Consider the following 26,104-nt stretch of genomic DNA (forward strand, 5'->3'; position numbering starts at 1 on the left):
ATCTTGTTTCTCACCCACTATCCAGAAAGGTGGTCATGATGGAGAATCTCGTCATTGTCGAAGTTTCAGAGGAATCCACCGCTCAGATTACGGTTCCTCACTGCCATCACGCCCGTACCACGGGCACGTTCGCATGGGCATAAACGGATCGCATCTCACGGTTAGGGAGCGCCGTTCGACGTTTCCTCAAACTGATGCTTAGCCCAGGCACAAATGTCGCACCTGTACGCCAACTCGACACGCAAACCTCCGGTTTAAGTGCACATTGGCGTTCAGGTGCGACGCTCGTGGTAGAGATACTCGCCTCGGTAGGTGGCTTGACGGGCTCACACGCATCGCTATCTAACGCTACGACATAGATCTATACACCGAGAATTTAGGGGAGGGTGAATTGCTTGAAATATGTGCAGAACTAAGACCCTTAGAACAATCAAAGTCCTTGCTGACATGTGCAGACGGTACGCAGTTGATACTTCAAGCGGATGCGGTCTGTATCGCTGAATTGTTCGATAGGGCAGGAACGCAAAGCGCGCAGCATGTTCTTGGTTCCCCTCTCTATTCTGCGCTTGCTCAACACGGTTCGTTGCGTGATTTGCCGCCAGCGACGGAAGAACGAGAGTTGGGTGTACCGGATTCGTCCAGATCGACAGCTGTGGTTGTCTGTGGAGATGAGTCATTCGGGCCAACTCTTGCGAATGCACTAACACGGAAGGGTCTGAGTTGCACATATTCACATCGGAGCCCGCGGGAGTGCTCTTACGAAGTCTTCCGCGGCGGCTTCCTGATTGTGTGTAGATCCAGCGAATCTAGAATACAGTTTGCCGATGAATTGCGAGCACTCAACGAGCTGAATGTATCGTGGATTCCAGTTGATTATTGTGGTTTTTCATTGCGTGTTGGGCCAGCTGTTCTTGAAGGGTGCGGAGCAACTTATAGCGACTGTTTAGCTCGCGAACGTGCTAACTCTATAAATGACGAGGTATTCGCAGCGTCGCTGCAACCGGCTTTGCGGGGAAACTTCCTCCGGGCTATTACAAGCACTCCCTCCCTAGTGGAAGAATGCGCCACATTATTGTGCCGTATCTGCTCGGAGGTGCCGATTGATCGGGCTCAAAGCTCCGTTCGCGACACAGTGTGGGAAATGAGGCCAAATTCTGATTTAGTAATTCATTCGGTACTCCCCATAAGTTTCGTCAACCCACCGGATAAGCAGCTTCCTATCCATCCACCTACGTTCCTCGTTGATCGGCTTTATGGGATAGTGCGAGAGCTGACCACCGTTACCCATTCACCTATGATGCCTCCGACGCTGGCCACTACCCAAGCGCGAACTACAGACCTCTCAAAGATGTCTGGATACATAAACACTGTGTTTTGCCAAGGTTCAAGCATTATCCCTTCAGATACTGTTCGAGATGACGAAGACCGCATTCACGAGAAGAACTTCTATGCAGCGATTGGCGAGTCAGTGGAGCGATATTGTTCAAATCTCATAGATCTAAAGCCAGTCCATTACGCCAGCTATAATGAGCTGAGAAGGCGGGGCTTTCCAGCACTTGATCCTAGAGAGCTTGTGCTGTTCTCGTCCAGGCAGTATGAGACTGCAGGTTTTCCGTTTCAGCCCCTCGCGGCCGACTTGAGAATTGGCTGGGTTGAAGGTCACTATCTGGACGACGACAGTGCAGTCTATGTTCCAGCGTCGCTCGTTTACGTAAACTGGTATCTGCGTCAGAATCGTCATCAACCACGGATTAACTTCCCAGCCTTTGCTGGTGTAGCCGCTGGGACATCAACCGAACAGGCGATTCTTTCTGGGCTGAGCGAAATCATAGAAAGGCATGCCACCATGGTGTGGTGGCTAAACAAACATGCATTGCCGCATATCAAGCTTACGCAAGCTCAGCTAGCACTATTCGATGGAGCGCAAGAGACTCTGCGTCCGGCGCTGATTCACGTGGATAACACCTTCAATGTTCCCGTAGCCGCGGGTGTGGTTCATAACGATACATCCGCGCTTGTCCACATAGGCTTTTCGTGTCGTTCAACGCTCGCCGAAGCCGCGTTGAAGGCTTGGTCCGAAGCGCTAACACTCCAGGAAGGGGCGCATGATCTGAAAAACCCCGATGGTATTCACTGGTCAGCTATACGCAATGGATTATTGCCCGGTCGATCGTATAAGGCGTGGCGTGAGGATAGACGCTACCTGGATGACTTCCGCGCAGATTTAAAGGATGTGGACGACCTCTTAGTGCAACAGGAAGTCTTCCTTGATCCCCGAGCAGTCGAACACGTTGCTCCTTTACTTGATCGCGCTCCTACACGGGAACCGGGCACAGTTAACGAACTGTCCAATGACTTCCTAAGTACATATGTGGAGAAAGTCTACGACCATGGAAACCGCATCATCACTGTCGATATCACGTCTCCAGATGTGGCCTCCTGTGGACTGAGCGTCATCAGGACGATTGTACCTGGGACGGTAGGAAACACTCCAGCCGCATTTCCCTACTTGGGTAATGGTGTAGTTACTCATGAGGCGGTCAAGCTCGGGTGGCGTGACAGACCCCTGGCTGAAGAAGATGTTAACAGTTTTCCGATGCCGCACGCGTAGCAGAATTATCGTTCACAGAGGAGAAGGATGTTCACACAACAACGACGAGTAATGGCAGCCGGAGGGCTGACGTTGTGGCTGTTGATTCTGCCTATCTTAATTGGGCTGATTGTCTCCGCCCTCTACGTGGCGACCGCCGCGGTGAACGCCACTCTCTTCACGGAACTATTGGGACAACGACGCTATTCCACCATTGTGCCGCTGATCGTCAGCATCGGTGTCTTACTTGTTGTGCGTCCTTTCATTGATGTGTGCGGGCAGCTGGCTCAAAACCGGGCAGGACTTGTGGTTAAGAGTAACTTGCGGAGTTCGCTACTTCGGGAAATTGATCGGCAAGGTCCGATGCGGGTCGGCTTGGGGAGGTCCGGCAATATTCAGTCTGTTATCACTGACGGCGTGGAGGCTATTGAGCCCTACTTCATTAAGTATTTCACGCAATTGGCAGTCACGGCCATCACCGCAATAGCGCTGACTATCGTCCTCGCGCAGGTAAGCTTGTGGATAGCGCTCGTGTTGCTCGTGTGTGGACTTGCCGTCGTTGCGATTCCGCGATTATGGGACAAGGCGTTGGCTGAACGCGGGCAATCCCACTGGATCGCATATGAAACTCTTAACGCAGATTTTATCGACGCGATGATGGGCATGTCGACCTTAAAGTCCTTTGGAGCTGCTGATTCCTATGGAGATAAGCTCCACCGCCAGTCCCGCGAGCTCTTGACGTCTACTTTGGGTCAGCTTCGCCTGTCATTAGGTGAAACAGGTTTGAGCGGAATGATGAAGGTCCTCGGCCCGGCTTTGGCATTGATTATTGCCATTGCCCAGGTGCGCGAGGGAAGCATGGAACTGGATCAACTGTTCCTCGTCACGCTGCTATCGGTTGAAATGTTCCGTCCTTTTAACCAGCTCTCTTCTTGCTGGCATGAGTCCTTCTTCGGCATTTCAGCACTGCCGTCAATGAATGAGATTTTCACACGGATTCCGCCCGATGCTAACCCTGGTCGCACTGCGCGCGATCCAGCGATAGACCCAAGCTTGGGTATTTCTTTTGAGGACGTCTCCTACACATATCTTGGGAGCGATGAACCAGCTATTGAGCAGATGAGTTTCCACATTGCGGCTGGGCAAACGACCTCGATCGTTGGCTTATCGGGGTCCGGGAAATCAACTGCTCTAGGACTACTCATCGGCTACGACCAGCCGCTAAGCGGAAAGATCGGTGTCTTCGGACTATCACCGTCGACTGACGACGTGACACAACTCGTTACCCTTGTCCCGCAAGAACCCATTATCTTTCCCGGCACTATTCGCGAGATTCTACTGAGCGCAAACCCTGATGCGAGTGATGCGGAGATGATGAAGGCGTTGACGATAGCCCGCGCGGACCGCCTGCACATGGAATTCGACGACGACGCCGGCTGGCTACAGGGGGCTCCTGAGGACGTTTTGAGTGTTGAAATTTTTGAACACGCTAAGAATTTGTCTGGTGGGCAAAAGCAGCGTCTTGCCATTGCACGGGCGTTGATTCGCGGCACGCAGATTCTTGTGTTGGATGAATCCACGTCTGCGCTCGATACCTATACGGAACACCAACTTATAAGTGAGCTACGCGTCGCCTACCCTGAACTCACGCTCGTCCTTGTCACGCACCGCATTGATACCGCAGCAAACTCCGACCGCGTCGTCGTTCTCGCCCATCGTCGTGTGAGCTGTATGGGCGATCCACATGAGTTGGAACAGGATCCGCACTCTACGTGGTCTGAGCTCGTTGCAGCGCAGAGGGGAGAAAACTGACATGACCCAGACGCTTTCGAACATGCTCCGGTTGATACGCAATCTACGCGAATGTCTGCCATTGTTCATTGCTTCCACTTTTGTCACTGCGCTCGCACAGGTCACGCTTGTTGGAGTTACTGTGACGTCGGTGTGGATCTCGACTCAGTTCATCACCGATGGTAGCGTTCCGCTGGCAGCATTAGTGGCTCTCTTGTTTTCCCTAGTTGCCGGCCATGGGCTGGCAACACTTCTTGAAGTGTGGTGGTCACATGAGGTCGCTTACCGGATCTTGCATACGTTCCGAGTCCACATTTACCAAGCCATTAAACGCATTGCCCCTGTCGGCTTGGAGGGTAGACGTACCGGCGATGTGGCTTCCGCTGCTATGGACGACGCCGAAAAGCTCGAGTGGTTCTATGCACACACTGCTTCAACGATCATTTGTGCTGTGGTCAGTCCATCCATTTTTGTGACGATCTTATGCTGGCTAATCGGCCCGCTAGGGCTCATCATGCTCTTTCCTATCCTGACCATGATCGCACTGCCGATCGCGATACTTCCATTGCAGCAAAAGCAAGGCAGGGCCTTGAGAAGCGCGCTTGTTGACCTGCGTATCGCTGTCCTTGACTCAATCCAAGGGCAAAGGGAACTTCGCTCGCTGGGAATGGTAGCTAACCAGCACGCCATCATCGATGGGCTAACAAAGCGGGTGCAACGCATTATGAGCCGGCAATCTATGCGTAAAGCTTGGGAGAGCTCCTATGCGGCGATATCGACCTCTGTGTGCTCTACGATTCTGCTGGTCATTCTCACTGGGAGGGTACTCAATGGCCAGTTAGACGGCGCCTTCTTACCCGTCGCGATCGTGTTAGCAGGCATGAGCCCTGCACCGGCGCTGACCCTCGTAGGAATGCTCGGTAGGTTCGGAGAACTTGGTGCATGCGCCACACGTATTAACGAGATCCTCGACGCTCGCGACCCCATCCCGTCCCGGCCTGATGACGTAGAAAAACTGCTTGGCGAGGAAGAATCACTCGTCGCCGCACAGGTGTCTTTCGCTTATGGCGGCCAGAAAGTGCTCAAAGAGGTATCGGTGGAGATCCGTCCTGACCGTTCTGTAGCGATCGTCGGCGCCTCGGGGGCAGGCAAGACCACGTTCGCTAATCTTGCCATGAGGTTCCTTGACCCCGATACCGGAACCATGCGTTTTAGCGGTTCAGACTTGCGTGGCTACGTGCCCGACGAATACCGGCAAAAGCTTGCCCTGATTCCTCAAGACTGTCACATTTTCGCCGGGTCAATCCGCAATAACCTCACGCTTGCTCGGCCCGACTCCACCGATGAGGAGATCTGGCAAGCCCTGCGTGCCGCACAAATCGCGTCTCTGGTTGAATCGCTCGGTGGGTTGGATGCGCATGTCGGTGACAGGGGAACAACCCTATCTGGTGGCGAACGTCAAAGAATCGGTATTGCCAGAGCGATCTTGCGCGACCCTGAGCTGCTCATCCTTGACGAGCCTTTAGCCAACATTGATCCGTTCCTTGAATCCCAGATAGCAGCCCATATCAAACAGTTGCGCTCTGGGCGCGCCACCATCGTGATCGCTCATCGCCTCGCGTCTATCCGCATAGCCGATCACGTCGTTGTGCTCGACAACGGCACGGTCATCGCGCAAGGCACTCACTCTGAACTGCTCAACGACGTCACCTATCGGAAACTCTTGGGGGATCAAATACCGGCGGGCAGGTGCTCGCCCGGACAATCAGTTCCGGCGGTATGAGAACGCAACCCCCTGGCAAGGTTTCCTCCTTGTTGCCAGGGGGTTGCTCATTGCTGGAGGTAACTGGGGCGATCCCGAGGGCGAGGCGGGCAGCGGTGGCCCCTAGTTCCTCAAAGTCGAGGCGAACGGTGGAAAGCGCAGGAACCGTGGCCACCGACAGCGGGTGGTCGTCCATGCCGATGACGGATATATCCTCGGGCACACGCACGCCCGCGCGGGCGAGCCCGGCGATGACCCCGAAGGCGAGGTCATCGTTGCCGCACAGTACGGCGCTGACGTGGGAAGATATGGCTTGCTCGGCGGCGCGCATGCCGGTTAGTGCGGACCATCCCGTGCCGAACTGGGGCGCGCGGATTCCGCAGTCAGCCAGCACCTCGCGCCAGCCGCGCACGCGCGGGTCGGGATGGCCGGCTTGGGGCAGGCCCACGTAGCCGATACGACGATGGCCGAGTTCGACGAGGTGCTCGGCGGCCATCCTGGCGCCCGAGTAGTCGTCGATCCACGCGCGGGTAAGGTTCTCGCCCTCCTGCGGATAGCCGCCCGCGATGGCGAAGGGGAGGGATCTGGGCAGGGCGTCGATGACGTGGGTGGATGGCGTGTCGAATTCGAGCACGACGACGCCGTCGACGCGGCCCTGGAGCGCGCTGTGGATGGCATCATCGAGCCGCTCGGGATCGGTTGCGATGAAGGCCATGGAGACGTTGAGGGAGTGCTCGCGGACGACGTTCATGATCCCGCCGAGGGTTTCGCGGTAGCCGGTTCGCGTGATCTCACTGCTGAAAACGACGAGGTGCGGGGCCGACGTGTTTGGTTCGCTGTAACCCATGTCGCGGGCGATGCGGGCGATCTCGGCCGCGGCCCGCGGAGTGCGTGTGGAGCTCGGCGACAGCGCGCGAGAGACGGTGGCCAGCGAGGCGCCGGATGCGCGCGCGACGTCACGCAGTGTGGGTGGGTGCCAGGGTCGCTCGTGCATGGGATAAGTATCGCAGGTCCGCGAGGGCGAACTGAGACAATTGACCCCGGTTGTTATCGGGTGTCTGACGCGCAAGCACAGATGGAAACACGTGTTTCCCGAGGGCTTGAAGCCGGCTTCGGACGCTTTCTAACCTAAGTGTTAAGGCGCACAACGACGTGACAAGGAAGCGATATGGACCTGACCCCGTGGGCTCACCTAGATCTTGACCCAGACCATGCCGCCAGGCTCAGTCTGGGGGATTCGAGCATGCCGGCTAACGTCCTCGTCGAATGCTTCACGCTTGAGCACGGGCGCGCCTTCGTCGATCACCGCCTCACCCAGTCCCGCGTGGGCAGTGAGCTGCGACCCATCAACGTGGAGACGGCCGACCTCCCCCAGGAGTGGTCGCGCTGGAGCGTACACCAACGGGACGACAACAGCGGACTCGAAGCGGACGTAGAGATCACCGCCCCGAAGGGCGCGGCGGCGCTTCGATTCACGACGACGATCCGGAACACCTCCGCCACGCCCGTCCACCTCACGGCTGTCTCCATCACCTCGGCCACCGTGCTCCCCTCCTCGCGTTTTGACGATCTTCGCCTGCGTTTCGCGCGCTCGGGGTGGATGGCCGAAAACCGGTGGGAGAGCCACCGGCTCGCCGACCTCCTCGTCGACATCAGCCCCGACATGCACGGAAACTCCGCCCGTGACGCCTTCCGGCTCTCCGCTGAAAGCGGCTGGTCCGCAAGCCTGTTTGCGCCGACCGGCTACGTCGAGGACGAGGCGGGATCGTGCGTCGGCTGGCAGATCGAACACAACGGGGGCTGGACTGTTGAGCTCTCCCGCCGCCACCAATCCCTCGGCCTGGCGATCTACGGCCCCACCGATCTGCAGCACTCCTGGATGCGCGTTCTCAAGCCAGGGGAGTCTTTCACGACGCCGTCGGCGACGCTCGCGTTCTCGGCCACGGGATGGCAGGGCGCCGTCGCCCAGATGAGCGACTATCGCCGTTCGCTGCGCAGGGCGAGCGGGGAAAAGAAGCTGATCGCCCCCGTCGTCTTCAACGACTACCTCAACACCCTCAAGGCAGACCCGGATTCGGCGAAACTCTCCGCGCTCATTCCGGCTGCCGCCCGCGCGGGTGCTGAGGTTTTTTGTATCGACGCCGGCTGGTTCGCCAATGAGCGCGACACGGACTGGTGGGCCAACGTGGGGCAGTGGATGCCCTCGACAACGCGCTTTGAGGGCGGGCTGGATGCGGTCTTGCAGATGATCCGGGAGCACGGCATGGTTCCGGGGCTGTGGATCGAACCCCTCGCGGTGGGTGTGAACTCCCCGGTGGCTGCCCGCCTCGAGCCGCTGTGCATGAAGCGTGACGGGGTGACGATCATCGAGCAGGACCGGATGCGCCTCGACATGCGCAAGCCGGAGGCTCGCGCCTACCTCACCGCGGTCCTTGATCGCATGGTCGACTATGGTATCGGCTACCTCAAGGTTGACGACAACTATTCGATCGGCGTCGGCCCCGACGAGGGCGCGGACAGCCCGGGCGACGGTCTGCTCGAGCACAGCCGCGCGTGGTCCGCCTGGCTGGCGGAGATAACTCGGCGCTTCCCGCACGTGCTCATCGAAAACTGCGCCTCGGGCGGGATGACGACCGACTACGCCCTTCTGACGAGCGCCCACCTTCAGTCCACCTCGGACACGGAAGACATGCGCAGGTACCCGGTGATCGCGGCCGGCGCCCCGCTCGTCGTGCTGCCCGAGCAGACGGCGAATTGGGGAGTGCCGCAGCCCGACATGCCGCTCGGCGAGATCGTCTCGACGCTGACGGTCTCGCTCGCCGGAAGCCTCTACCTCAGCGGCCACCTCGATCAGCTTTCACCACTCCAGGCCGACCTCGTTGCGGCCGCCGTCGACCTCGCCAAGGCCGAACGCGACGCGCTCGGTCAGCGCCATCCGATCTGGCCCACCGGCTTGCCTCGCTGGGACAACGAGTGGGTGACGCTCGCCCACCTGCCGGCTCGTCCCGACGACGACGGCCTGCTCTTCGTCTGGCACCGAGGGGGCGGCTCCGAGCTCGTCGTCGTCGATGGGCGCTGGCAGCTGGGCGAGCAACTGTTCCCGCCCGCGGGCATTGAGGACGTCGCCTGGAACGTGACACACACAGCTTCGGGAATCACCATGCAGGTTCCCGGAAAGGAAATCTCCGCACGGATCTACCGAATCCGGCGGCACAACAGCTCGGCAAAGGAGCCGGGCGAAAGGGAGGAAAAATGAAGATTCACAAGAGAATTCTGGCCGTCGCGGCAGCGATGGTCCTCGCGCTGGGGGCCTGCTCGGATCCAGGTTCGGGCAAGGCCGGCGATAACACGTCGGGCGGCGAGGCGAGCGCGCAGCAGTGGCCCGAGGCTACCGCTAAGCTGGATGGCACCACGCTGACCGTGTGGGCCGCACAGTCCTCGAACCAGATCCCCGCCGGGGTGGCCAAGAAGTTTGAGGAGGCCACCGGGGCAAAGGTCAACATTGTTACGATCCCGGACGGGTACGAGCAGAACGTGCTGACCAAGGTTGCCACGGGCGACAAGCCGGATCTTGCGATGTGGCAGCCCACTGCCTCGATGCTCACCCCGATCAACGCCAAGGAGAACCTGCAGACCCTCGACGGCGCGCCCTGGGAGTCGAAGTACGCCGACGGCGTCCTCGACTACGGGGGGACCCTCGACGGCAAGCGCTACTCGGCGTTCGTTTCCTCGCCCTCGACGATCGGGGTGTGGTACAACAAGGAAGTCTTTGAAAAGAACGGGGCCGCCATCCCGAAGAGCTTCGACGAGCTTCTGACCCTCGCACGGGATTTGAAGGCCAAGGGTGTCACGCCGCTGAACGAGATGGGCGGCGAATGGTGGGCCACCCAGTGGACCGTGCAGGCTCTGGTCGCAGACGCCTCCGCCGACGGCCTGTGGGACCGAGTCAACAAGAACGAGGATGGCTTCACGGGTGAGGCACTCCAGGGCGCCATCGACAAGTATGCGTCGATGATCGACGAGGGCCTGTACAACGAGGACATCAAGACCGGTACCTTCGCCCAGCAGGCCCAGGCTCTCCTCGACGGTAAGGCGGCCATGGCGATCGCCACGAACTCGCTCCTGGACAACATGGGCTCGCTCACCGACGCGAAGACCCTCAATGAGAAGATCGGATTCTTCCCGATCTCCGAGAAGGGCAACCGCGCCACCAACCACCCCGAGCAGACCAACGCCGTCGTCGCCTTCAAGACCGGAGACGCCGGCCGTGAGGCGGCCGCCCGCCAGTTCCTGAACTTCTGGCTCACCACCGGCTACCAGGACTTCGTCACCGAGCAAAACACCGTCTCGATCATGAAGGATGTCAAGACCCCGGCCTCGGTGCCGCAGGCGGCTGTTGAGGCCAGCGAGGCCCTGAAGGGTTCGGTCGGTTCCATGCAGGCACAGGCGATCGCAAACCCGGATCTGGCCATGAACCTTGGCGACATGATCGCGGGTACCAAGACGCCGGCGCAGGTCGGTGAGGCCACTCAGGCCCAGTTCGCCGAGCTCGCAAAGGCCATGGGAGCAGCGGGCTTCTAATGTCTGCGCTTTCCGCCGTCGCCGCCCGTGGGAGGTCCTACCGGGCCTCCCACCCGTGGTGGTTCCTCGTTCCCGCATACGTGTTGCTCGCGCTGTTCTTCCTGACGCCGACGATCTACAACTTCGTATACGCCGCCACGGATTGGTCGAGTTTCAAGTCGGAGATTAACGGTGTTGGTCTGCGAAACTTCGAGACTCTCCTCGCCAACGGCGCGCTGTTGAACTCGTTGCGGATCACGCTCATCTACGCGATTGGTGTGGCAATCTGTCAGAACCTCTTCGGTCTGGCCTTGGCGTTACTGCTCGAGCGGGATACGACCCTCAACCGGATCGTGCGCGTGTTGTTCTTCATCCCCGTGGTGATGAGCGCGCTCGCCGCCGGCTATGTCTGGCGGGCCCTGCTGGACACGGGAGGGGGGCTCAACCAGGCCCTGTCAATGTTTGCGGGGCATGAGGTGGCGATCTCATGGCTGGGATCGACGTCGGGAACCCTCTACGTCCTGATCCTCATCCATTCGTGGAAGTGGATGGGCCTGTCGATGCTTGTCTACCTCGCCGGCCTGAAGACCGTCGATGGGCAGCTCCTCGAGGCCGCCCGCATCGACGGGGCGAGCCCGTGGCAGATCTTCACCAAGATCCGCCTGCCGCTGATCGCCCCCGCCGTGACATTCAATGTGGCCACAGCGCTGCTCGGTTCGATGAACTCCTTCGACGTCATTGCGGCGACGACGGGCGGCGGGCCGGGTGGAAGCACCGAGGTGCTCAACATGTTCATCTTCCGCACCTTCGGCCAGGGCCTGTACGCCCAGGCTACGACGATGAGCCTCGTGCTGTTCCTCAGCGTCGTGATCATCGCTGTCCCGCTCATCGCGGGGCTGCGTAGCCGAGAAAGGAGGATGTCATGACTGTTCGAGCTTCGAGTAGTCAGCGCAACGACCGCGCCAAGCGGGCAGGCGGGCAGCCGACGTCGGTGAAGGTGTGGCGCATCGTCCAGCCCCTGCTCGCCGTCGTGCTCGCGGCATTACTCATCGGGGTGCCGCTGTGGACGCTCGTCGTCAACGCGGGCAAGAACCAGGCGGAGGCGTCGTTGCTGAGCCTGGCCTTGCCCACCGAATGGCAGCTGTGGGACAACCTGCGCCAGGTGTGGTCCGAGGCGAACATGGGATGGGCCTTCGTCGGCTCCCTCCTTCTGCTTATTCCCTCGGTCTTCCTTGTGCTTCTCTTCGGGTCGATGGCGGCATGGGTGCTGGCGCGCAGGCAGTCGAAGGCTTCTGCGTTCCTTTACGCGCTGGGAATCTCCGGCATCGTGCTCCCGCCGGCCGTGGTCACCCTGGTTCTTCTCCTACGCCAGCTTGGTTTGGCGGGACTGCCGATCGGCATGATCGCCACCTACGTGGGGATGTACATGTCCACCGTCATCTTCTTCGTGACGGGGTTCGTGCGAACAATTCCGCCCTCGCTCGAGGAGGCCGCCCGCATCGATGGCGCCGGGCCGGTGCAGATCTTCTTCAGGCTGATCCTGCCGCTTCTGCGCCCGGTGCTGTCCACCGCAACGATCCTGATCAGCCTTTACGTGTGGAATGACGTGTTCTACGCGTTCTTCGTGGTCGGCGGTCGAATGGATACGCTGCCGCTCAACCTCTACACCATCGCCAGTTCGGGAATCGCCCTGAACAACTGGCATCTCATCTTCGCCTACGTGCTGGTGATGAGCGTGCCGCTGGTGACGATCTTCGTCATTTTCCAGAAGAAGATCATCGCCGGCATCACCTCTGGGGCGGTGAAGTAGAACCCGAGAGGTGGCCAGGCCCTGGGCGTGGCCACCTCTCGACGGTGTTCACCACCTGCAGGCAACGTCGCCTGCAGGAAGATCGGAGCATTCATGAAATTCAAGAAACTCACTGCAACTATCGGGCTCGCCGCCCTCCTGTCCGCGTTCGGGGGCGTCGCCGCGGCCCTACCGGCTGACGCGGAACCCGCCGGCGATGCCCACACCGTAGCGACGGTCAACGTACTTCGCGGTAAGGTGCCGACGACGAACGCAACCGAGCCGCTTCAGCCCGGGTCTGCCGAGGTCATGGTCGCGCCAGAAAAAGCCACCGATGGCTCGGTAGCCTATGAGGGAGACGAGGCGGGGGTCACCGAGATCGCCGCCGGACCCGAGGTGAGTTCAGAGCCGATGAACGGCTGGGAGAACTGGAAGGACGTCTACCTTCAGTACGCGTTAGACGATCCCCGCGAGATCCGCGAGGTGCGCCTGTATCACAACCAGTATTCGACGTCGGTGTCAACGTTCAAGAACGTGCGCGTCCAGATCGCTACCGACGCCGAATTCACCGATGTCGTCTATGACTCGGGGTTCGCCGATTATCAGGAGACCGCGCAGACCCAGGGCCAGGCGCAGGTCGTGACGCTCGATAAGCCGGTGACCGGCCAGCACGTACGCATTTGGCAACGCGGGCACTACATCGAGTCGACCTCTAGTTCGTGGAAGGGCATGTCCAACAAGGTCCGATTCCGTGAGATTGAGGTGATGGCGAGCGCCACCGAGGATGAGGCAGCGGCCCTCACTCCGCGCAATATCGCCGCGGGGAAGATCCCGTATGTCTGGGGTCTGGCGCCCACGAATATCGCCGCGATCTCGGACGGGGACTGGGACACGTACGCCACTCACAATACGCCCGGCGAAAACTGGCTCCAGTTCGAGTTTAAGAACAGCTACGACGTGACGTCGATCAAGCTCGGCCTCGAGCCGGGCACCTACGAGTCGATCAAGGCCTTCGTGCTCGCCGGCCCTTCTGCCACTATCTCGAAGACGACGGGTCTTCCGGAGGGCGGCGGTACCCCGGTATATTCGGCGTCGTCGTTGACCGTGGATGGGCCGATCACCATGGAGTTTCCCGCGACCAAGGGCTCGACGGTTCGCTTTGTCTTGAAGAAGGACGAGACGGGCCCGGTGAAGTTCTCCGAGGTGGAGATCATGGCCACCGGCGATTCCTACGACGAGTCGGACCCGGTGTACAAGGCGCCGGATTCTCCGTTCACGAAGCTCGTGTGGAGCGATGAGTTCAACGGCACGCGCGTTGACGAGTCGAAGTGGAACATCATCTCCGGCATGGCTAACCACGGCGCGATTTACAATCGGGACGCGGTGAGCATTAAGCATGGCCTCGAGGGTGAGGAGTCGAACGGCTACCTTGCGATCAACTCGAAGAACTATGGTACGACGGACGCCCTTGTCCGGGCGGTCGGGCACGATCCCTACCCGGGGGAGCCGCTCAAGGACAAGCAGACGTGGTCCTCGGGTCGTGTGGAATCGAAGAACAAGTATTCCTTTGAGTACGGTCGTATGGCCGTGCGGGCGAAGGTGAATGACTCCCAGGGCATCTGGCCGGCAATCTGGATGCTGGCGCAGGATGAGACCGGCCATGACGAGATCGATGTTGTGGAGTACCTTGGCCAAGAACCGTGGACCGCGTACATGACCAACCACTACGGCGTGTGGGGCCATAACAAGGGCCAAGATTCAGGTACGGCGGGCACGTATGAGTCATGGTCGCAGAAGTTCCACGTCTACGAAGTCGAGTGGACTCCGGAAGAGATCACGTGGTTCATCGACGGCCAGAAGCGATTTGCCACCGCGCGCGACTGCACGGGCGGCTGCGACTCGCGCCATTCACTGCCCATGTTCCCGATCCTCGAGACGCAGGTTGGGGATGGCTGGGTTGGCGACGTCGATTATGCCAAGCGCTGGACGAAGCAGGACTCGGACTTCCTCGTTGACTGGGTGCGCGTCTACCAAAGCGAGGACCAAGACCGGGTGCGCTTCGATGACCTCGAGGCGGAGCGGCCAGCCGACGGCGAGTATCGCCTTGCCCCGATCTCGCAGACTAACGTGGCGGCAAAGACGACCGGCACGGCGCTGGCCGACGACAAGAACAACTTCTTCTACGGTGGCCAGCCCCGCTACGAGGATTCGCGTCTCGTTTCAGCGGACAAGCCCGGAGAGCTGGTCTACGAGGCGGCCGGGCTGAAGGAGGTTCGCCTCACCGCCTACTACAAGACGGTCGCCGGTCAGAAGACGCTGAACGGCGTCAACAACCAGTGGGAGGGCACCTCGATACGTTCGGTGACGAGAGACGGCAAGCTCGACTTCGCGGTCTATGCCTCACCCGACGGCAAGACGTGGAGCGCACAGGAACTGTCCACCCACAACAACTTCGTTGACGCTCCGCCGGCATACGCGCGTCACACTGTCACCGCGCGAGGGCTGCCCGCCGATACGGAGTTCGTGAAGATTGTCTTCCCCGACGTGTCAGGGGTGACCTACCGCGTGGGTGACGCAGATGTCGCCGTCGAGGCGGGCGACGTGCAACTGGCGAAGGTGACGTTCCTCCAAGAGAGGCGCGCGCTCGATTGGACGGAGTTGTTGCCGGCCACGCCGGTGGAGCCGTCGGTTCCCGCCACGGATCCGGCGCCGGCTACGGTCCCGACGGCGGATCCGGCGCCGGCCGCGTCGCCTGCCCCCACGGTGGCAAAGCCCGAATCTGCTCAGGCGGGGGCGGCGACGCCCCGGAGCCTGCCGAAGACCGGTGCGACGGTCGGCTCCCTGCTCCTGCTCGCAGCGGGAGTTTGCGGGGCGGGAGTCGCGGTGAGGCGTCAGGCCAAGTCGTGTTAATGATGGGGCGCCCCGCGCAGTTGCCAGCGGGGCGCCCTCATGGGCCAAACGTGGCCGCCTCGGGATCCCAACTAAGCCTGGTAAGGGGACTCGTCTTTCGGGACCATAAACCTCGAGATAATCCGGCAGATTAGGGGCAAAATGGTAAGGGTACATCCACACCGCATGACAGAACGTAAGAAAGCGTAAGAAAGGCAGTCATGGAGCTTTTTCAGTCGTGGACGAATGAGGAAGGCGCTCGCCGCGCATGTGAGAGGTTCGAGAGCCGATTCGGCCGCGCGCCCCAGGCGGTTTGGGCCGCACCCGGGCGGGTGAACATCATCGGCGAACATACAGACTACAACCAGGGTTTTTGCCTCCCGATCGCCCTCCCGCACCGCACTTTCGTGGCGTACGCGAGCCGTGACGACGACGTCGTGAACGTGGTCTCGGGCAAGAGCCACGTGTGGACGGGCGCCTTGGCGGACGTGAAGCCGGGGATGAAGCGGTCCTGGGCGAACTATGGCGCGGGGCCGGCGTGGGCCCTCGGGGTCGAGCGCGGATTTGAGGCGGCCTTCGAGTCGTGCGTGCCGGTGGGCGCGGGGCTGTCGTCGTCGGCGGCGATTGAATGCGCGATCGCGTGTGCGCTGGTTCCGCCGGCGTCGGACGAGGATCGGCACTCGATTGTGCGGGCGGCGATCGCCACGGAAAACGAGGTTGCTGGCGCGCCGACGGGCGGCATGGATCAGACCATCTCGATGTTCGGCCAGCCCGGTCACGCGCTGCTGATCGACACGCGGGACTGGGCGCTCAAGCAGGTGCCGCTGGACCTGGCGGCACACGGCCTGGAGATCCTCGTGATCGACACGCGGGCGACGCACTCGCTCGGCGACGGGCAGTACGCCAAGCGTCGGGCGGCATGCGAGGAGGCGGCTCGGGAGCTGGGTCTGGTCTCGCTGCGCGACGCCGAGGAGGCGGACCTCGGCCGGCTCTCCGGAGAGCTGCTTCGCCGGGCGCGTCACGTGGTGACGGAGAACGAGCGAGTGCTGGCCACGGTTGAGCTGTTGCGGGCCGGGCGGCCGGAGGAGATCGGGGCGTTGCTGTCGGACTCGCACGCCTCCCTGCGTGACGATTACGAGGTCAGCGTGGCGGAGCTGGACGTCGCGTGCGAGGCCGCCGAGGGCGCGGGTGCGCTGGGTGCGCGCATGACGGGCGGAGGATTCGGCGGTTCCGCGATCGCGCTCATCGAGGCGGGCGCGCAGGACCGGGTCGTCGACGCCGTCCGTGGGGCATACGCCCAACGCGGATTTGGCGAACCGGGCTTCTTGGCGGCGACGCCGGCAAACCGGGCCGAGCGGGTGAGCTGATCGGTCAGCGCGCCTGTGGGTTGCTCCTAAGAATGTCGGAGGGGAGGGCTAGAATCGGGCTCGACACGATGGGAGCTGAATGAAGTACGTCTGGGGATTCTTGGCGGTTTTGTTTGTGGCGGTGGGCGCGCTGACGCTGCGGCCCGATCTGCTGCCGGGCGCTGAAAGCTGGGTGCTGCGCACCCCGATGGCTCACGTCATGGCGTTGCGGCCGTGGCTTGCGATCGTGTTCGCCGGGGTGGCGGCCTTCCTCCTCATCTTCGCGGCGATCCGCCGCTCCCTGGTCGGCTCGGGCAGGATCGCGCTCGCTACGAGCCTGGCCTACCTCGTGATGGCCGTCTTCCACGGGGGTACGCTCTACGCGCGCGGGATCCAGTCGCCGGCGCAACTGGGCCCGGACCACGGCGTCACCGCGGTGGGGGAGGGCAACGGTCAGGTGACCGTGCTGTCGTTTAACACGCTCGGCGGCTCGATCGTCATGGCGGATCTCGCCGACTCGGTGGTGAGCAACGGCGTGGACGTGCTCGTGCTGACGGAGACCTCGACCGCCGGCGGCGAGGAACTCGTGGGCCTGCTGGCCGATCGCGGCCTGACCTTCCGCCAGTTCGACACGGGCACGGATCGCTACGCCACGGAGTTCGAGTCCACCGTGGTGCTGGTCTCCGACTCGCTTGGGGAGTATTCGCAGGTGGCGGCGGAGGGGCTGCCGGGCTCGAGCGTCGTCGTCGTGCCGGCGAACGGGCACGGGCCGAAGATTATCGGCGTGCATCCGTTTGCGCCTGCGCCGGCGCATATGGACAGGTGGAAGGCGGACATCTCCGCGATCTACGGCCAGTGCGCGGATACGTCGTTCATCATGGCCGGCGACTTTAACTCGACCGTCGACCACCAGATGGTCCTCGGGGCGGATTGCGCCGACGCGCGGATCGAGGCGGGCGCCGGCGGGCTCGGGACGTGGCCGAGCGCCATGCCCGCCCTGCTCGGCACCCCGATCGACCGCGTCCTCACGGACGGTAGCTACCGCGGGGTGGAGGCGAGCGAGGTCGCCAGCGGGGGCAGCGATCACCGCGGGATCATCGTGCGGTTGGCGCCCGCCGATTAAGCGCAGCGCAAAGCGGCCGCCGGCGGAGGTGTGGCGCGGTTATGCTGGAGGCAAGACTAAGGAGGAACCATGGGTTTTTTGAGGACGGTAGCCGTCGGCGCGATCGGATACGTGCTGGGGGCGCGTGCGGGGCGTGAGCGCTACGAGCAGATCAAGTCAGGGGCGAAGCGCGTGTGGGATTCGAACGCGGTGCGCGATGGGCGTTCCAAGGTGCGCAACCAGGCCGCGGACACCTTCCAGCAGGCCCAGAACCTCGCCTCCGAGAAGCTTCATGAGGCCACCGACGCCGTCAAGGACAAGGTCCGCTCGGACGATCCGCGCGTGGATGACGAGATCACGGTGGAGGCCGTCCGGGTCGAGGAGTAGCGGCACGGGCGGCCGCCCGCCAACATGTGAGCCAGCCCACCAGCGGGGCCGCAGGAGGGGTAAGCTAGGGGCAAGCGACGGAGGTGCCTCATGGACTATGTGCTCACAGATTTGATGGTTGACCGCGGGCGCGGCGCGCTCTTGGCCTCCGCCTGCGGGGATGCGCTCGGCGTGCCGTACGAGTTCACGCGCGGCACGGACGATCCTCAGATGCTTGGCGGCGGACTCGGCCCCTACGAGCCGGGCGAGTGGAGCGACGACACGCAGATGGCGATCTGCATCGCCTCCGTGGCGGACTCGGGCCTGAGCCTGACCTCCGACAAGGCACACGACGAGATTGGCCAGAACTTCATCAACTGGATGCACGACGGCGCCACCGACATCGGCATCCAAACCCGCGCGGTGTTGCTCAACGCCTCGCGGATGACGGGCGACGTCTCCGACCGTCTGCGCCAGGCAGCTCGCGACTACGCCGCCACCACGGAGCGCGGGGCGGGCAACGCGGCGCTCGGGCGGATCGCGCCGATCGGCATCTCCTTCCTGTGGGATCGCGACGCGACGGCACGTGCGGCGCGCTCCATCGCGACCCTCACTCACGCCGACCGCGAGGCGGAAGAGGCTTGCGTGCTGTGGGCCGAGGCTATGCGCGTGGCCGTCATCGACGGGGTGTTGAACGTGCGCGCGGGGATGGACCTGCTCCTGGAGGAATCGCGCCCGAGCTGGGAGGCGCGGATCGCCGACGCCGAGGCCGGGTTGGTTAACCCCCGAACGAACGGCTACACGGTTTCGGCGTTGCAGTGCGCGTGGTTTGCGGTCAAGGCGACCCAGGACTACTTCGGCGAGGCCGCGATGTATGACGGGTTACGCAGGGCGGTCAAGCTCGGCGGGGATACGGACACGGTGGCAGCCATCGCGGGCGCGCTGCTCGGCGCCCGTTGGGGCGAGAGCGCGATCCCGGCGGCGTGGAAGGACGCGGTGCACGGCTGGCCGGGCATGGGCGGCGCTGAGCTCGCAGACATGGGCGAGCGGATCGTTCGCAATTCCCAGCCGCGAGGCTTCTAGCGCGCCGAGCCTGGCCTACCGGAAGCGCCGAATCTTGCGCAGGAGCGCGTAGCCGTCCTCGCCGCGAATGATGGGGACGCCGCCGTCCTCGATGTCGCAGTCCTCGCGGTCGCCGGCGGTGGCCTCCGGCGTGCCGTGGGAGAGCACCTGTTGGACCGGGTTGAGGGTGCGCAGAGCGATGCCCCGCACGCGGCGCGGATGGGCGCGGGCGAGTTCGTCGTAGATGAGGGGGTCGTGCTGGCCGTCGTCGCCGACGAGGTACCACGAAATGTTGGGGAACATGATGAGCAGGTTGCGCAGCTGCGTCTTCTTGTGTTCCTGGCCGGAGCGGAAGAGGCCGGTGGGGGTGGGGCCCCAGTCGGTGAGCAGCATCGGGCCGATGGGGAGCTCGTTGTGCTGGATGAAGCTGAGCATCGTCGAATAGACGTTCCATGCGCCTGTGGACAGGTAAAACACGGGTGCGTCCGGGCTTGAGTCGAGAAGGTTGTGGTAGAACTCGGCCATCCCGGGCACGGGCTGGCGCATGTCGGTGTGGAGAACGAAGGAGTTGTAGGCGGCGAGCATCGCGCGCGGCAGCCAGGTGACGACGATCGTGTCGTCGATGTCGGAGACAAGTCCGGTGGTGGCGTGGTCCGAGACGATCATGACGGGCGCGGTGATCGCCTCGCCCGCGGCCGGGGTGAGCGTGGCCTCGTGCCAGCCGGGCGGCAGGCCGTGGTCCTCGATGAGGAGGTCAACGTAGCCGGAGCGATCCGTGCGCGTGGCGATCGTGCGGCCGCCCAACTGGACCGTGACCGGCAGGAAGCCCACCTGGGTTGTGAAAAACTGGCGCCACCCGCGTTGGGCCTTCTCCGCGTTCTGCGTGGCGAGTTTGGCCAGGCCGCGCACTTGCGGCGAGGTCAGCGAGTGCATGGACTTGGGTAGGAAGGGCAGCTCGAAGGGTTGGGCGTCGTTAGGGTCGGCCATGGTGGCGCGCGCGAGCACCTTTGCCGCGTGGACGGAGCCCCAGCCGGCGTAGCCGGTTAGCCGCGGCAGCCACCCGCGTTCGCGCAGGCGCACGGTGTTGCGCCTGTTGGCGGCGTCTTCGAAGTTGCGAGCCACATCTGCCAGATCCATGCCCTTAGCCTACAAGGGTGGGCGCCGGCCGTGCGAGGGCAACAAGCCCGACAGAAATCGTGAATATGCCGGCTGACGATCGCTATACGGGCTAGACCGCGTCAATGAAAACGATCGCTGGCCCTCAGCACCTCGTAGCGGCACAAAGTCGCGAGCAACAGCTACTTAGTCGGATCCGTTACTTTGACAATTCCGTGCGCACCACGTTCGGCTTCGGACATGATGTGGTTGACCACCGAGTAGTGCCCTGCCTCCGGGAAGGTCAGCTCAACGAAACCACCCTCGGCCGGGAGCAGGGAAAGTACTTGGGCACCGCCGTCGTCGGATCCCCAAGCACTGGCGCCCTGCTTGATGTGGTAGGCGCCCTCGGTCCATAACGTGTCGAATTGTCCGCCGACGATATGGAAGCTCAGCGGCACGTTCGGGCCAGCATCGAGCACCCAGAAGCGCACACGCTCGTCGGTGACGACCTCGAACATTTCCTGGTCGTATTGGTTCGCGATGCCGTTAAAGACCACTCGATCCGGGGTGCCAGTTGCGATTTTGTCCGCATCAAGCTCCTCGGCCTCGGCGGCCGAATGTGCCGCGCTGGCAAGGTAGACCTCAGACTGGACGAGCACGAACTGTTTATCCACCGGTTCTAAACCTTCGGGTTCAATCACCACGGCACCGTGCATACCCGCGGCAATGTGCGTGGACATCGGAGAGGTGGAACAGTGATACATCCAGATTCCGGCGCGGGTGGCGGTAAAGGTGTAGACGAGTTTCTCGCCGGGTGCGATCGTTCGCATCGGCTCGTCGGGGGCGAGTGCACCGGCGTGAAAATCGATGGAGTGGCCAATCGTTCCGTCGTTGATGAGCGTTACGTTGAACGTATCCCCCACGCGCCCATGAAGGGTAGGCCCTACCCCGTTGCCGTTGAACGTCCAGCGTGTTTGATACAGGCCGGGTGCTACCTCAAGGGGAACCTCGGTGACGGTCAGGGTGACCTCGTGAGTCACTGGCCCTTCGTCCGTCTCGAGCGCGGGAAGTTCCGCCGATATTGGCTCGTTGATCTCGCCATCGCCGTCGGGAATCGCTACATTACCGGTGTGCTCGGCGTGGGGAGCTGAGCCGGGTCCGCCGTCGGACGTACCCGCAGCCGGCTCGATAACCACAATGTCGATTGTCATTCCCATTTGCTTGTGACCCGCAACGGAGCAGTAGCCCTGGATCGACTCCGTGATTACCCCGGCATCGAGCACCGCGGTTTCGCCCGGCTGAACGCGCCCCGTCTCATACTCACCGATCACGAGGTCATGCCCATTGAGCGCATCGCGGTTCTCCAACGTGACAACGAGCCTATTGCCCGCTGGCACCTCGATGCGGTTGGGCGTGAAGGACATATCGTGGTTCGCAACGATCATCACTTCCGTTGTTTCGCCGGTGGGTTCGACGACGCCGGTCTGGCTTGGCTGCACACCGCCCAAGTCGCGTGCGGGGAGATTCGCGGCCGATGGATTCCATATAACACCAATGGTGACGGCAAGGAGAATCGCACACAGGGCTGCGACGATGCTGATGCCCGACCATATCGATGGCGGTTTAACCTCGTTCATGAGACTTCTCCTTGGCTGCGAGAGCGGCTCGAATCGCTGCTATTAATGCGGGGATGAAAGACGCGAAGGTAATGAGTGCAAGGGCGATCATGGCATGCCTGACCATGTCCGGGACGGGCAGCAACCACACGAGCAACGCCACGTTTGGGACGATGATGCGGAATGCGGCCCCTGCGTTCAGGGGCCCTTGGGCAGCTCGCGTCATGGCGGGCCCGCGGCCAACGAGCATCGGGATCAGATAGCTGAGCGCTCCTAGTAACAGTTGCAGGCTAAAGCCCACCACGAACACTGCGGCGACGGCTGGGAGCTTGTCAGTCACCTCGGGCCAGCTTGCCGACGTCGCCAAGAGATAGCCCACCCACACCAGCCCAACCGCAGACCACAGCATTGACGCGCCAACCGACGTCGGCGCAAATTCGACCAAACCTTTTTGCTTGAGCGGCGCTACCAGCGACCTGCCCCACCACACTAGTCCCACGGCATAGACCGCGAGGCCTGCGAGCGACAGTTCTTGAATCCCGCTCAGCGCACCCGCCGACATGACTGCAATGCCGAGCAGGAAAAGCGGGTAGGTCTGGCGCGCGTACTTTTCAGCATGGGGATCCATGCGTGCGCGGATCATCGTGGGCCAGAAGGTGAGAAGCGTGCCGATCACCGTCAGCCCGATCCACCCGAGCAGGTTAAAGACCATGTGGGTGATCATGAGGCGACCGCGCCACTCGTCGTTCACGCCGAATGCCAGCACGACACCAAAAGTAGCGCCGATCGGGAGCAGGCAGGCGGCCGTCACGTAATAGCGGACGACGATACGGAACCTGCCCGGAAGTGCAGCGCGGAACTTTGTGAGGAGGTGTGCAATGTGCCAGGTCATCGCTGCGGCTACGAACAGTGCGCCCGCAAGGACGATCAACCATTGGTCGGCCGGGAAGCCGATGAGCACGAGAAGGGCACCCACGCCGAGCACGCCGATGCGCTGGTCTTGGGCACGTTCTTCGTGCGGGGTCGCGCGAGTTTTGAGCAGGGTGTGAGCGAAGTACTCTGACCACACCATCGCCGAATGTGTGAGCGCACCGAGGAGGATGAGGTGGATGAGTAGCCAGTCCGAGGCCGGGATGAGGTGATTTAGTGGCACCACGATAATGGCCGTGAGCAGCCAGACGAGAGCCACGAAGTCACGCAATCGTCGAACGCGTTTGGGGGAAGGCGCGGGTGTGCTTTGCGGGCTAAGACCGGGGCGAGGGTTGCGACTCGACCAGGTTTCGCGATGTGGACCTCCGCTGTGGCTGCCGTGTGGGTCACCGTTGGGTCGCGGTCCGATGTTCATCGTGTTCCCTTTTCTGCGGCGACGACGGCGGCCCGGCCGCGTGTCACTTTCCGATTCTTGCGGGAAGGTTTGCGGTTTCCCGTCACCACGGCTGCGATGACGGACAGCAGGAACAACAAAATGGCCACGATGTTAAGGATTCCGCCGTGCTGCCAGATCGTTCCTTGGCCATCGAAGATTTCTCCGAAAACTCTCATTGCAAGGCCAAGGTTAAGCAGCACGAGAGGCACCCACATAAAGCTCCGATAGGGCACGGGAACGCCCATGACGGCTGGGAAGATGACTGGAGCGTGCGCCATGATCATGGCGATGGCGAAGCCGACGAAAACCGTATGGATAACGACGTCGTAGTAGACGGTACCCACCTGGCCGCCCGTGACAATCCACGTCAGCGCTCCCACAATCAGCCAGAGGTAACCGAACAGCAGCGCGAAAGCTGTGAAGCGATGAAGGCCGGTGGATCGGATGAGCCGGCGAGGGACGTCGTCTTTGAGAAGCCAGAACGCGATGGTGAGCTGGGCGAAGCCAAATACTCGTGACGCTGGAATCGGCCAGAGCAGCGAAGCCGTAGCAAATGTGAGGAGTGCGCTCGACGTTGCAAGCAGGGTGGGGACGGCTCGCGGTCCCATGCTCAGCTGCGCGAGCTCAGCACGTTCCGCGGCGATAGTGATGATAAGGAATGCCGAGAGAAGTGGGATTAGCGCCGAATTCTCAAAAGCCAGTGACAGGAGCGCGGCAGAAAGTGCTGCGACCGCACTGAGGATTTGTGTTGCGACCAGAGTGAGGGGTGCGCGTTTCCACAGGTAGACGTAAACAAGGACAAAAGCGATGGCGCCCTCCACCATGAGGAGCTGGCCGATCATGCCAACCGTCGTGTCTGGGCCGCCAACCGCATGGACGAGCCCTCCGAGACCTAAGAGCCCCGGAGCGAGGTAGGCCCAGCGCTTGCTCGGATCCCTATGAGCAAGCGCTTGGGCTCTTTCTAACGAAATCAGCGCACCAAGAAAGCCCAGGGTCATGACGAGACCGTGAGCGTCGTCGTCGGCGGAAGAGATTGGTGCCCACGTTCCCAACTGAAGGAACGCGGCGTTTAGTCCCGCCAGAAGACATATCCCGCCAAGGATGAGGAAGACGATGCGGCTGGATGGCATGTGGCGTTACGCCGTGCGGGTGAACTTAACAGTCCACGGGTCTTCGGATACGTAGCTGATTGCGATGGCGTCACCGTTCGCTGCTGTTACTTGGTCGAGGAGGGGGACGGGGTTGTGCGGAGCGATGAGGTTCATCGAGCCACCTGGCTTGAGCTGGGAAATCGCACCGAGGATTGCCCCGTGACGGATAGCCGGAGCGAGTTCGCGGGCGTCGAGCACCGGGATGTCGGTGTGGGTGTGTCCGCAGCCGCAGGAATGGGATTCTTGAATAGGTAGTTCGTTCATGTATTTATTACATCTATAACTGTGGAAAAAAGATAGTGGGGAGACTGCGAGAGTTGCCACTGACTAGGCACTAGGCTGCTAGAAACCTTCATCACTAACACACGCCAAGCTCGACCAGAACCCAACCCCAAACCCAACTCCGACCAGCCAACCGAGATCGACACCCACATCGACCACGAACACCCCTGGGAAGACGGACTCCACATCCGAAAAGGCTGGATCCAAAACTAACGACACGCCCCCTTTTGTCTATTAACCCGACGGAGCCCGAGCCGGCGTAGCCGGCCGTGTTAGCCCTGGGCGAAGACCGTGGACTCGTACCTGTAAAGGTCGGCGCGGTAGATGTGGAAGCCCCATTCGATGATCGCGCCGCGGGGGTCGAAGGCGGTGCGGTCGATGGTGAGGACGGGGTCGCGTAGGGAGATGGCGAGCAGCTTGGCTTCGCGCCGGTCGGGCCGCTCGGCGCCGACGGACTGCGTGGTCGAGGCCAGCTCCACCCCGGCCTCTCGCAGTAGCTCGTACAGCCCGTGATTTTCGAGCTTGTCGCGCGGTGGGGTGATCGCGGCGGGTAGCCAGTTGTAGAGGATGGCTACGGGTGCGCCGTCGCGCTTGCGTAGCCGCTCCAGCTCCACGACGGGCGAGTCGATCGGCACTGCGAGCTGTGCGGCGATGGCGTCGGTGGCGCGGCGATGGTTGTAGTTGAGGATCTCCGTGGTGGATTCGTGCCCGGCGGCGATGATCTCCTCGTGCAGGGAGGGCAGGCGCATGAGCTGCCGTACCGGTTGTGGGGCGACGACGGTTCCGACTCCGCGGCGGCGCAGCAGGAAGCCTCCTTCGACGAGCGACTGGAGCGCCTGGCGCGTGGTCGGCCGGGAGACGTTGAGCCGGCGCGACATCGAGACTTCGTTCTCGATCCGGGTGCCGGGCAGCAGGTGTCCCTCGAGGATGGCGCGCTTGATGGGTGCCGAGATCTGGGCGTGGAGCGGCTGGCTCGAGCTGCGGTCGAGCTCGACGGCGGGCTCGTACCTGGCGGGGGAGCCGCGTTCGCCGGAGCGTCGCCCGGCGCGCGGAAGCCTGGAGGCTCCTGCCGCGGAGGTCCGCGGCCGACGGTCCTGGGCGTCCATGTTTCCTCCTCGTGTTCCGTCCTCTTTCGTCCACGCGCGGCGCGTGGAGGCCACCTACCCATTCTAGCCACGCGGCGAGACGGCGCTGGTAAAGCCATTTGTCATGACATATAGTGGTGCATGTTCACGAATGAGCCGCGCCCCGGCACGCCGTAATCCGCGCGATTTCAATGAATCTCGCTTCAAGGCATGTCCGTTTCACGGCTCAGCTAAGTTGGGATGTGTCAT

At 62.0% G+C, this 26,104-nt stretch carries 19 protein-coding genes; 12 read left to right on the forward strand and 7 right to left on the reverse strand.

Annotated features, from left to right (window positions below):
• The first annotated feature begins 1,348 nt into the window (after window positions 1-1,348).
• From J2S45_RS00745 to J2S45_RS00755, 3 genes are read left to right on the forward strand one after another with little or no spacing between them, the layout of a single operon-like run.
• The gene (locus J2S45_RS00745; protein WP_307634200.1) at window positions 1,349-2,611 is read left to right on the forward strand and encodes a YcaO-like family protein; all 1,263 of its coding nucleotides are present in this window, start codon (window positions 1,349-1,351) and stop codon (window positions 2,609-2,611) included.
• 27 nt (window positions 2,612-2,638) lie between these two features.
• A complete protein-coding gene (locus tag J2S45_RS00750; RefSeq protein WP_307634201.1) occupies window positions 2,639-4,402 on the forward strand; it encodes an ABC transporter ATP-binding protein/permease in 1,764 nt (587 codons plus the stop codon).
• A 1-nt stretch (window position 4,403) separates the two neighbouring features.
• Complete coding sequence (locus tag J2S45_RS00755) at window positions 4,404-6,164, forward strand: ABC transporter ATP-binding protein (RefSeq protein ID WP_307634202.1); 1,761 nt, start codon at window positions 4,404-4,406, stop codon at window positions 6,162-6,164.
• Here the strand turns inward: J2S45_RS00755 and J2S45_RS00760 are convergent.
• Window positions 6,088-7,137: a LacI family DNA-binding transcriptional regulator gene (locus J2S45_RS00760; protein WP_307634203.1), complete on the reverse strand. Its 1,050-nt coding sequence runs from the start codon at window positions 7,135-7,137 to the stop codon at window positions 6,088-6,090. The two genes, J2S45_RS00755 and J2S45_RS00760, sit on opposite strands and share 77 nt — an antisense overlap.
• A 174-nt stretch (window positions 7,138-7,311) precedes the next feature.
• Between J2S45_RS00760 and J2S45_RS00765 the strand changes: the two genes are divergently transcribed.
• From J2S45_RS00765 to J2S45_RS00805, 9 genes are all read left to right on the forward strand, one after another.
• On the forward strand, window positions 7,312-9,399 hold the full coding sequence (locus tag J2S45_RS00765; RefSeq protein ID WP_307634204.1) for a glycoside hydrolase family 36 protein: 2,088 nt from the start codon (window positions 7,312-7,314) through the stop codon (window positions 9,397-9,399).
• Entirely contained in the window at window positions 9,396-10,724 is a 1,329-nt protein-coding gene (locus J2S45_RS00770; RefSeq protein WP_307634205.1) for an ABC transporter substrate-binding protein, read from the forward strand. Before J2S45_RS00765 ends, J2S45_RS00770 begins: the two co-directional genes overlap by 4 nt.
• Window positions 10,724-11,629, forward strand: a complete 906-nt coding sequence (locus J2S45_RS00775) for a carbohydrate ABC transporter permease (RefSeq protein WP_307634206.1) — start codon at window positions 10,724-10,726, stop codon at window positions 11,627-11,629. Before J2S45_RS00770 ends, J2S45_RS00775 begins: the two co-directional genes overlap by 1 nt.
• Window positions 11,626-12,513: a carbohydrate ABC transporter permease gene (locus J2S45_RS00780; RefSeq protein ID WP_307634207.1), complete on the forward strand. Its 888-nt coding sequence runs from the start codon at window positions 11,626-11,628 to the stop codon at window positions 12,511-12,513. Before J2S45_RS00775 ends, J2S45_RS00780 begins: the two co-directional genes overlap by 4 nt.
• Window positions 12,514-12,606: 93 nt before the next feature.
• Window positions 12,607-15,402 carry a glycoside hydrolase family 16 protein gene (locus tag J2S45_RS00785; protein ID WP_307634208.1) on the forward strand — a complete coding sequence of 932 codons (2,796 nt, stop codon included), beginning with the start codon at window positions 12,607-12,609 and terminating at the stop codon, window positions 15,400-15,402.
• A 200-nt stretch (window positions 15,403-15,602) separates the two neighbouring features.
• Window positions 15,603-16,748, forward strand: a complete 1,146-nt coding sequence (gene galK / locus J2S45_RS00790; protein WP_307634209.1) for a galactokinase — start codon at window positions 15,603-15,605, stop codon at window positions 16,746-16,748.
• A gap of 79 nt (window positions 16,749-16,827) precedes the next feature.
• Window positions 16,828-17,850, forward strand: a complete 1,023-nt coding sequence (locus J2S45_RS00795) for an endonuclease/exonuclease/phosphatase family protein (protein WP_307634210.1) — start codon at window positions 16,828-16,830, stop codon at window positions 17,848-17,850.
• Window positions 17,851-17,919: 69 nt separating this feature from the next.
• The gene (locus J2S45_RS00800) at window positions 17,920-18,216 is read left to right on the forward strand and encodes a hypothetical protein (RefSeq protein ID WP_270973543.1); all 297 of its coding nucleotides are present in this window, start codon (window positions 17,920-17,922) and stop codon (window positions 18,214-18,216) included.
• Between the two features lie 90 nt (window positions 18,217-18,306).
• A complete protein-coding gene (locus J2S45_RS00805; RefSeq protein ID WP_296929201.1) occupies window positions 18,307-19,278 on the forward strand; it encodes an ADP-ribosylglycohydrolase family protein in 972 nt (323 codons plus the stop codon).
• A 15-nt stretch (window positions 19,279-19,293) separates the two neighbouring features.
• Here the strand turns inward: J2S45_RS00805 and J2S45_RS00810 are convergent, their stop codons facing one another.
• The 6 genes from J2S45_RS00810 to J2S45_RS00835 form a co-directional block, all read right to left on the reverse strand.
• Window positions 19,294-20,394 carry an App1 family protein gene (locus tag J2S45_RS00810; RefSeq protein ID WP_307634211.1) on the reverse strand — a complete coding sequence of 367 codons (1,101 nt, stop codon included), beginning with the start codon at window positions 20,392-20,394 and terminating at the stop codon, window positions 19,294-19,296.
• A gap of 161 nt (window positions 20,395-20,555) precedes the next feature.
• A complete protein-coding gene (locus J2S45_RS00815) occupies window positions 20,556-21,992 on the reverse strand; it encodes a multicopper oxidase domain-containing protein (RefSeq protein ID WP_307634212.1) in 1,437 nt (478 codons plus the stop codon).
• Window positions 21,979-23,160, reverse strand: a complete 1,182-nt coding sequence (locus J2S45_RS00820) for a hypothetical protein (RefSeq protein WP_307634213.1) — start codon at window positions 23,158-23,160, stop codon at window positions 21,979-21,981. The genes J2S45_RS00815 and J2S45_RS00820 overlap by 14 nt, the downstream gene beginning before the upstream one ends.
• Before the next feature lie 152 nt (window positions 23,161-23,312).
• Window positions 23,313-24,335, reverse strand: coding sequence for a hypothetical protein (locus tag J2S45_RS00825; protein ID WP_307634214.1), 1,023 nt, complete (start codon window positions 24,333-24,335; stop codon window positions 23,313-23,315).
• 138 nt (window positions 24,336-24,473) lie between these two features.
• Window positions 24,474-24,752, reverse strand: coding sequence for a DUF2249 domain-containing protein (locus tag J2S45_RS00830; protein ID WP_270973534.1), 279 nt, complete (start codon window positions 24,750-24,752; stop codon window positions 24,474-24,476).
• Window positions 24,753-25,042: 290 nt separating this feature from the next.
• Window positions 25,043-25,876 carry a GntR family transcriptional regulator gene (locus J2S45_RS00835; RefSeq protein WP_296931604.1) on the reverse strand — a complete coding sequence of 278 codons (834 nt, stop codon included), beginning with the start codon at window positions 25,874-25,876 and terminating at the stop codon, window positions 25,043-25,045.
• Window positions 25,877-26,104: the final 228 nt, after the last annotated feature.

The organism is Trueperella abortisuis (assembly GCF_030811095.1).
GTDB classification, from domain to species: domain Bacteria; phylum Actinomycetota; class Actinomycetes; order Actinomycetales; family Actinomycetaceae; genus Trueperella; species Trueperella abortisuis.